Source organism: Rhodanobacter sp. GW835-FHT13D09 (assembly GCF_058793995.1).
Genome location: NZ_JBXAGL010000002.1, coordinates 85,448 through 93,899, shown reverse-complemented (window position 1 = coordinate 93,899; position 8,452 = coordinate 85,448). Strand labels below are relative to the sequence as shown.

The window sequence follows — 8,452 nt, the reverse complement described above, 5'->3', positions numbered from 1 at the left end:
GGGAGGGCTGGGGTGGGGTGCTCTTGCCCTTCTGCTCCTGCTCGCACCGTTTAGCGCCAGCGCCCGATCCGCCAACCGCATCTATGACCCCATCGTCGACGCGGTGATCGCCCGCTATCACCTGCCCGGCATCGCCGTGGGCGTGATCGAGAACGGGCAGGTCGTCTACGTGCGCACCGCCGGCGAGACCGTCGCCGGCTCGGGCCAGCCGATCACTCCGAGCACGCTGTTCAAGATCGCCTCCAACAGCAAGGCGATGACCACCGCGCTGCTCGGCCGGCTGGTCGACCAGGGCAAGCTGCGCTGGGACGATCCGGTGACAAGGTATCTGCCGCAGTTCCGCATGCACGATCCCTGGGTGACCGCGAACATGCGCGTGGCCGACCTGCTCACCCATTCCAGCGGCCTGCCCGAGGGCGGCGGCGACCTGATGCTGTGGCCGGAGCCGAACGCGTTCACCCGCGCCGACATCATCCACGGCCTCGCCTTCATCAAGCCCGGCTACAGCTTCCGTTCGCAGTACCAGTACGACAACCTGCTCTACGTGGTGGCCGGCGAAGTGGCCGCGGCGGCGGGCGGCGCGCCGTACGAAACGCTGATGCGCAGCGAGGTGTTCGCGCCGCTGGGGCTGGACCGCTGCCAGGTCGGCGCATGGAACCGCGACACGGTCGGCGACGTCGCCATGCCGCATCGCCGCGACGGCGGCCGCAACGTGGCGATACCCGAGGATGCAGCGATCCCCGCGATCACCTCCGCGGCCGCCGGCGGTATCCGCTGCGACCTTACCGACATGCTGGCGTGGGCGCGCAACTGGCTGGCGCCTACCCACGCGCAGCTGCAGTGGCTGTCGCCGGTGCAGCGCGACGTGCTGCAGGCGCCGCACATGCTGATCCCGGTCTCCGCGCAACGCCGCACGTGGGACCACACCCACGTGATGGCCTACGGCTATGGCTGGCGCATGGCCGACGTCGATGGCCAGTGGAGCGTATGGCATACCGGCACGCTGAACGGCATGTACTCGATGCTGGCCCTGCTGCCGGATCGCGGCAGCGGCTTCGTGTTCATGATCAACGGCGACGCCGGCGACGCGCGCACCGTGCTCGGCGAAGTGCTGATGAAGCACTTCACCGCGCCGGGCGACCGTCGCGGCGTGGACTGGTACGCCGACGCGCTGGAGCAGCGGGCGAAACAGAAGCCGGCGGCAGCGTCCGCCCCGGGCACCTCGCGCCAGCAGCCGGCCAGCGTCGCCGAACTGGCGCGCTGGAGCGGGCAGTATCGCGACCCGTGGTTCGGCGACGTCACGCTGTGCCCGCGCGATGGAACGATGCATTTCGCCGCCGCGAAGTCGCCGACGCTGGCCGGCACCATAATGCGCCTGGGCAGTCGCTACCTGGTGCACTGGGATGACTCGGCCGAGATCGACGCCTGGCTCGATTTCCGTGCCGCCGCCGGCGAGCAGCCGATCGCCCTGCGCATGGCCAAGCTCGATCCGCTGGGCGACTTCAGTTCAGACTACGAAGACCTCGACTTCCACCGCGTGGGGAGATGCCATCCATGACCAACCCGTCGTCCATGACTACCGGCAGGAGCGCGCTTGCGGGCGATGCTCTTTCCTTGGGGCTGCAAAGCAGGAGCGTCGCCCGCAAGCGGGCTCCTACGACAGCTTGGTATCTAATCGTGCTCGCCTGGCTCGTCGCTGCCGGCGGCATCGCCCGTGCGGATCAGCCGCCCGCCCTGTCGCCGGCGACGACCGCCGCCGCGGCCAACCTGGTCGACATCCGCACGCTGGTGCCGGACATCGCCGAGGACATCAAGTACGCCGGCCACGACAACTTCGTGGGCGCGCCGGTCGATGGCTACCTGGCACCGAAGTGCCTGCTGCTGCGCCCGGTCGCCGAGGCGCTGGCACGGGTCGAGCACGAACTGCGCACGCGGCAGCTGCGCCTGAAGATCTGGGACTGCTACCGACCCGCCCGCGCGGTAGCGCATTTCGTGCGCTGGGCGCACGACCTCAACGACCAGCGCACCAAGCCGCAGCACTACCCCACCCTGGACAAGTCGAAACTGCTCGGCGATTACATCGCGCCGGTCTCCGGCCACAGCCGCGGCGCCACCGCCGATCTCACCCTGCAGCGCTGCGCCGCCGACGGCACGCGTTGCACGCCGCTGGACATGGGCACCGACTTCGACTTCTTCGATGTGCGCGCCCACACCGACGCGCCCGACATCACCGCCGCGCAGCACACGAACCGGCTGCTGCTGCGCGATGCGATGGCGCGCGAGGGCTTCCGCAACTATCCCATGGAATGGTGGCACTACACCTTCACGCCCGAACCCACGCCGCACACGCTCTACGACGTGCCGGTGCAATGACGTCGCACCCATCGAAACTCCCCTCTCCCTGTGGGAGAGGGGCCGGGGGAGAGGGTCCGGGCGGAGCCGAGCGCCGCGGCGATCCCGCACCCTCACCCCAACCCCTCTCCCGGCGGGAGAGGGTCTCAAGCCCAAGCGCACGGAGCCTTGCCATGCGTCTCGCCACGATCTTCGTCTCGATACTGTTCGTCGCCGGCAGCGCCGGCGCATCGACCGCCGACGCCATCCGCCACGCCGACCAGTTGATGCAGAAATACGCCGGCGACGTGCCCGGCGCCTCGCTGCTGGTGCTCAAGGGCGGCAAGCCGATCGTGCGCCGCGGCTACGGCATGGCCAATCTCGAAGAGGGCGACAAGGCCACGCCGGCCACCAACTACCGGCTCGCCTCGGTGAGCAAACAGTTCACCGCCGCGGCGATCCTGCTGCTGGCCGAGGGTGGCCGGCTCGACCTCGACGACCCGGTGCGCCGCTGGCTGCCTTCGCTGCCGGAGACAACGTCCACCGTCACCTTGCGCGAGCTGCTCACCCACACCGGCGGACTGGTCGACTACGAGGACCTGATCCCGCCAGGCACCACCGCTCAGGTCAGCGACGACGACGTGCTGCATCTACTGTCGGCCACGCCGAAGACCTATTTCGCGCCGGGCAGCGCGTACCGCTACAGCAACTCCGGCTACGTGCTGCTCGGCCTGGTGGTGGAACGCGCCTCCGGCATGAGCCTGCCATCGTACCTCAAGCAGCGCATCTTCCAGCCGCTGCACATGGACCACACCCTGCTCTACGAGCACGGCAAGGGGCCGGAAGTGGCGGACCGCGCCTACGGCTACAGCGAGGAGCACGGCCGCTGGACGCGCACCGACCAGAGCGTCACCAGCGCCACCCGCGGCGACGGCGGCATCTATTCCTCGATCGACGACCTGGCGAAGTGGGACGCCGCGCTGTACGACGACCGCCTGCTCAGCGCCGCCTCGCGCCGGCTCGCCTTCAGCCCGCACGTGAAGGTCACCGGCGAGCCGTACCAGGCCGGCTACGGCTACGGCTGGCGCATCACCGGCGACACGCTGTGGCACTCCGGCGAGAGCATCGGCTTCCGCAACGTGATCGTGCGCTGGCCGAAGCAGCACCTCACGGTGATTTTGCTCAGCAACCGCAACGACCCGGAGCCGTATCGCACCGCGCTGGCGATTGCCCAGCCGTACCTGCATTGACCGCTGCCATCACTTTCGCTCACCCCACCGCTATGTGCCCGACACTCCCTGCACCCCGCCTTCTGCGCATCGCTGGCCTGCTGATCCTGCTCGCCCTGCTCGCCGCCTGCGCTCCGCTGCCGCCACGCAACCCGCTGGCGACGTGGGTGCCGTCGCCGAACCACGACATCCGCCGGCCGGTGCTGATCGTGCTGCACTTCACCAACCAGCACTCGGTGCAGGAGAGTCTGCACACCCTGCGCACCGCCAACAGCACCGGCCCGGTCAGCGCGCACTACCTGGTCGGCGCCGACGGCCGCATCTACCAGCTGGTGCCCGACCAGTGGCGCGCCTGGCAGGCCGGCCCGGGACGTTGGGGCACCATCACCGACCTCAACTCCGCCTCGATCGGCATCGAGCTGGACAACGACGGCGCCACGCCGTTCGCCCGGCCACAGGTCGACAGCCTGCTGCGCCTGCTCGCCGACCTCACTGCGCGCCTGCGCATCCCGCGCACGCAGATCATCGGCCACGAGGACCTCGCCCCCGGCCGCAAGGACGATCCCGGCCCGCTGTTTCCCTGGAAAACCCTGGCCGACGCCGGCTTCGGACGATGGCCGCAGGGCACGCTGGCCGACCCGCCGGCCGGCTTCGACCCATGGATGGCGCTGGCCGTGGTCGGCTACCCGCTGGAGGACCGCGCTGCCGCGGTGCGCGCGTTCCACCACCACTTCCGCGGCATCGAAGGCGATGCGCTCGACGACGAGGACCTGCGCATCCTGTACAACCTGGCGCAGCAGATCGTGGGCGGCGGCTGATCGAACGGAGCATCCGCCCGGGGCACTTCAAGGCGGTGCGCGCCGGCATGACGCTGCCACCATCTGCGCTGCCGCGCTGCCCGTGGCGGCGTGCCCCAAAGCAGACAACCTCGTCCCGGCAACTCGCCCATGCGGACACACGGAAGCCGTGCGCCGCCTGAGTCAAGCGGGAATCTCCCGGGCCGGAAAATTCCCCGCCGATCTAGAACCGGAGGTTCACTCCCAGGTTGACGGACCGGCCATACCGGAAATAACCATCCGACAGCAGCGGATTGCCATTGATGCTGTAGGTCTGCGGGTCGTCCAGCAGGTTCTGCCCGTCGAGGGTGAGGCTGAGCATGTCGTTGACCTTGTAGGACACGTGCGCGGTCAGCCAGGTGAGCGAATCGGCCAGTTCGTTGTAGCCGGTGCCCAGCACGTTGACCGCCTTGACGAAGCCGTCGGTGTGGTCGGCATTCACGCCCAGCGACCATCTGCCCTTTTCGTACATCGCGCCCAGCGAGTAGGTCGCCGGGGCGATGCCCTCGAGCGGACGCTCCTTGCCGTCCACCCAGCTGCGCGACAGGTTGCGGGTGTACTGGGCCCGCACGCCGAAGCCGTTCTCCCAGAAATGCTGCAGGCCGAGTTCGAGGCCGCGCACCCTGGCGTGGTCGCCGTTGATCGGGCGCACGACGTTGAACAGGTAGCCCGGCACGCCGATGTCCTGGCCCGGCTCGAAGCTGGTGGTGATCTGGTTCTTGATGCGCTTCTCGAACACGGCCACGTTGGCGATGGAGTGTTCCGCGAAGTACCACTCCAGCGACAGGTCGCCCTGGGTGGCGGTGTAGGGCTTCAGGTGCACGTTGCCGCCATAGACCTGGGTGAACTCGCCCCACGACACGCTCGCGGTGGTGTTGGTCGGCGCCAGCGTATCGACCGCCGGACGCGCCATGGTCTTGGCGACGCCCGCGCGCAGCTGCAGTTCGTCGGTGAAGTGCCAGGTGAAATTCGCCGACGGCAGCAGGTAGGTGTAATTGGCGACCTCGGTGATCGGGGTCGGGGCGGCGTACTTGGCCGTGTAGTTGAATGGACCGTTCGCGGTGATGCTGAGGATCTTGGCGTCCCAGGCCTGGGCACTGGTGCGCGTCTTGACCAGGCGCGCGCCGATATCGCCGTCCCAGCGGTCGCCGGACATGTCGGCTTCCAGATAGAAGGCATTGGTCTTTTCGCTGACCCGGTAGCTTTGCAGCGGATTCCACGCGGGCGCGGCCATGGCGTAGTCGTATGGGGTGCCGTCCGGGCGCAGGTGGCCGTTGTAGGCCTGCAGCCGCGCCAGGTAGTTGGGCACGTCGAAGGCCAGGAAGCTGCGTGGGAAGTTGCTGTCCACGTCGCTCATGAAGTTCGGCAGGTGGAAGTTGTGCGAGATCACCCCACCGCCCAGGTCGGCCACGTTGATGGCGTTGTCCCCGGAGTAGTAGTCGGCGCCGCCGTTGAGGGTATTGTTGATCAGGTCGCGCGACTTCCTGCGATCGGTCCGGGTCACGCCGAAGCGCAGCTGATCCACGCCCCAGCGACCAACGACCAGCTTGCCGGCCACGGTGCCGCCGGTGATCTTGTCGTCGATGTTGTCGCCGCTCAGCTCCATGTAGTGGGTATTGAAGTCCGACGCGGTGAACTGGTTGTTGGCGAGGCCGGTGGCAAGGTCGCGGCCGTCGTTGAAGCGGACGTCGACATTGGGCACCGCGTTCGGACCCAGCGTGATGCGCGCCGTGTTGGGCTGGTTCATGCGCAGGACGACGTAGGTGTCCAGGCCACCGGAATGGCGGCTTGAGGTGGAGCGGTACAGGTCGCCGGTCAGGGTCAGGTCCGGCGTGACCTTCCACTCGCCGTTGATGCCGTAGAGATCGGTGTCGACCACGCGGTGCTGGGTCTGGTTCAGCAGTTCCGGATTCAGCCGCAGGGTCGGATCCGGGTTGTTCATGGTGAAGCCGGTGACGATGCCGTTCTGCACGGTGATGTCGGACCAGCGGCCCGGCGAGAACAGCGGGTAGTAGGACTGCTGGTAGGACACCTGTGGCGAGTTCAGGCGGGTCTTCAGCCCGTCCACCACGATGCGCACGTCGTCGCTGGGGTGCCATTCGATCTTGCCGGAGTAGGCGCGGCGCTTCTTGTCCTCCATGATCGAGCCGACGCGGAACTGGCCCGGGGCGATCAGGCCGTACTCGTTCGGGTCCAGTACGCCGTTATTGTTGAGGTCGATGTTGCCGCCCCAGGCGTTGCCCCACCAGTTGGGATCGTTGGGGTCCGGGTTCCGCGTCCAGCCGCCGTCGTTGCCGGCCACGTCGGTGCGGTCCTTGCGGTTGGCATGGACCACGCCCAGCAGTATGCCCAGGGTGTCGTTGAAGAAGGTGTTGCTGTAGGTGGCCGAGAGTTTGCGCCCGTTGAGTTCGGACATCTGGTTGCGGTCGCCTTCCAGGCGCACGAGGCCGTGCTGGCCCTTCCGGTCGAACGGGCTGGCCGAACGCAGGTTGATCAGGCCGCCGATGGCCCCTTCGGTCAGCGAGGCCTGGGCGCCCTTGATCACGTCGGCTCCGCTGATCACGTCGGCCGGCAATACATCGAAAGCGAAGTCGCGGCCGGCGCCATCGGTGGCCAGGATGCGCCCGTTGAACGTGGTCAGCGTGTAGTCCGGGCCGAGGCCGCGCACGCTGACCTTCTGTCCTTCGCCGCCGGCCGTGCGCGAGATGGCCACGCCGGTGATGTGGCTGAGGGAGTCGGCCACGTTGTCGTCGGGAAACCTGCCCAGCTCGAGCGCGCTGATCGAATCCTGCACGGTGGCGGCGTCACGCTTCAGTTCAGTCGAGCGTGCCAGGCTGCCGCGCACGCCGGTGACCGTCACCGTTCCCAGCTCGGTCGCATTGCGCCGCTTCTTCGCCGTTTCGTCGGATGATGACGTCTGCGACTGAGTTGTTTGATCGGACTGCGGCGTTTGCGATTCCTGGGCCGCGGGCACGCTGCCCGACGTGGTTTGGGACAAGGCCGTCGCAGGCATCAGCAGGGCAAGCACAACTCCAAAATACAGTGTGTTTCGGTGTAGGGGCGCGGCATTCACTGGCTCTCTCCTCCGGGCTGGATGGCGGACCTGGTGCATAAACAACGAAACCGAGCCTATATCATGTTTCGTTTCGCATCAATAGCGAAATACAACGAAATACGGCATAATCACGGACACCCGCAGGAAACCCCATGGCCGCCACCCGCGATACCAGCCAACGACGCCTCCAGATCAGCGAACTCGTCCGCCAGCACGGCAGCGTCCAAGTCGCCAGCCTTGCCCGCCGCTTCGGCGTGAGCGCGCAGACCGTGCGCAAAGACCTGCGTTATCTGGCCGAACGCGGGGTCATGGCACGGGCCTATGGTGGGGCGATCGACAGCGGCGTGGTGGGTGGCGTTCTGACCGAACCCAACTACGAGGCGAAATTCACCCACCTGGATGAAAAACGCCGCATCGGCATACGCGCCGCGGCGCTGATCAAGCCCGGCGACACGGTCGTCATCGACTCGGGCACCACGGGCATCCAGCTGGCCGAAGCGTTGCCGGACATCGATGTCACCGTGGTCACCAACGATTTCGGCGTGCTGACCGCGCTCGCCCCCAAGCACAGCATCACGCTCGTCATGCTCGGCGGCGAACTGCGACGCCGCAACATGGCGTTCTATGGGGGGCTGACCGTCGAGGCGCTGGACGCGCTGCACGTGGACAAGCTGTTCCTCGGCGTGGACGGATTCGACCTGGAGCGCGGCATCACCACCCACTACGAGCCCGAGGCATTGCTCAACCGCAAGATGGTGGAGGCCTCCCGCCAGGTCATCGCCATCACGGACAGCTCGAAGTTCGGCAAGATCTGCCTGCATCGCATCATTCCCGTCAGTGCGCTGAACATGCTGATCACGGACACGGGTGCAACGGAGGAGATCATCCAGGCCAGCCATCAGCTCGGTTTCGAGCTGCAACTGGCTTAGGAGCGTGGGCGGTAGAAACCAGGCAGGCGAGGCAAAGCCGCAGCCGCTTGTGTTTCTGCCACCCACGCTCCT

The 8,452-nt window shown here is 67.4% G+C and carries 6 protein-coding genes; 5 read left to right on the top strand and 1 reads right to left on the bottom strand.

Annotation, left to right across the window (positions count from 1 at the left end; all coding sequences use genetic code 11):
- The first annotated feature begins 7 nt into the window (after positions 1–7).
- The 4 genes from AC1Q5A_RS03240 to AC1Q5A_RS03225 all read left to right on the top strand — a co-directional run bounded on the left by AC1Q5A_RS03240 (position 8) and on the right by AC1Q5A_RS03225 (position 4,378).
- Entirely contained in the window at positions 8–1,558 is a 1,551-nt protein-coding gene (locus AC1Q5A_RS03240; protein ID WP_492699039.1) for a serine hydrolase, read from the top strand.
- Positions 1,555–2,373 (top strand): M15 family metallopeptidase, encoded by an 819-nt coding sequence (locus tag AC1Q5A_RS03235; protein WP_492698275.1) that lies wholly within the window; start codon positions 1,555–1,557, stop codon positions 2,371–2,373. Before AC1Q5A_RS03240 ends, AC1Q5A_RS03235 begins: the two co-directional genes overlap by 4 nt.
- Before the next feature lie 152 nt (positions 2,374–2,525).
- On the top strand, positions 2,526–3,581 hold the full coding sequence (locus AC1Q5A_RS03230) for a serine hydrolase domain-containing protein (protein WP_492698273.1): 1,056 nt from the start codon (positions 2,526–2,528) through the stop codon (positions 3,579–3,581).
- A 32-nt stretch (positions 3,582–3,613) separates the two neighbouring features.
- Positions 3,614–4,378, top strand: coding sequence for an N-acetylmuramoyl-L-alanine amidase (locus AC1Q5A_RS03225; protein ID WP_492698271.1), 765 nt, complete (start codon positions 3,614–3,616; stop codon positions 4,376–4,378).
- A 202-nt stretch (positions 4,379–4,580) separates the two neighbouring features.
- Here AC1Q5A_RS03225 and AC1Q5A_RS03220 read toward each other — a convergent pair whose 3' ends face one another.
- Positions 4,581–7,394, bottom strand: a complete 2,814-nt coding sequence (locus AC1Q5A_RS03220) for a TonB-dependent receptor (protein ID WP_492698269.1) — start codon at positions 7,392–7,394, stop codon at positions 4,581–4,583.
- Between the two features lie 209 nt (positions 7,395–7,603).
- Between AC1Q5A_RS03220 and AC1Q5A_RS03215 the strand changes: the two genes are divergently transcribed.
- A complete protein-coding gene (locus tag AC1Q5A_RS03215; RefSeq protein WP_492698267.1) occupies positions 7,604–8,380 on the top strand; it encodes a DeoR/GlpR family DNA-binding transcription regulator in 777 nt (258 codons plus the stop codon).
- The last annotated feature ends 72 nt before the right edge of the window (positions 8,381–8,452 follow it).

Bases quoted from the DNA above. Each gene is read 5' to 3' on its own strand.
- AC1Q5A_RS03230 (WP_492698273.1), top strand. From the start codon at position 2,526: ATGCGTCTCGCCACGATCTTCGTCTCGATACTGTTCGTCGCCGGCAGC.
- AC1Q5A_RS03225 (WP_492698271.1), top strand. From the start codon at position 3,614: ATGTGCCCGACACTCCCTGCACCCCGCCTTCTGCGCATCGCTGGCCTG.
- AC1Q5A_RS03215 (WP_492698267.1), top strand. From the start codon at position 7,604: ATGGCCGCCACCCGCGATACCAGCCAACGACGCCTCCAGATCAGCGAA.
- AC1Q5A_RS03235 (WP_492698275.1), top strand. From the start codon at position 1,555: ATGACCAACCCGTCGTCCATGACTACCGGCAGGAGCGCGCTTGCGGGC.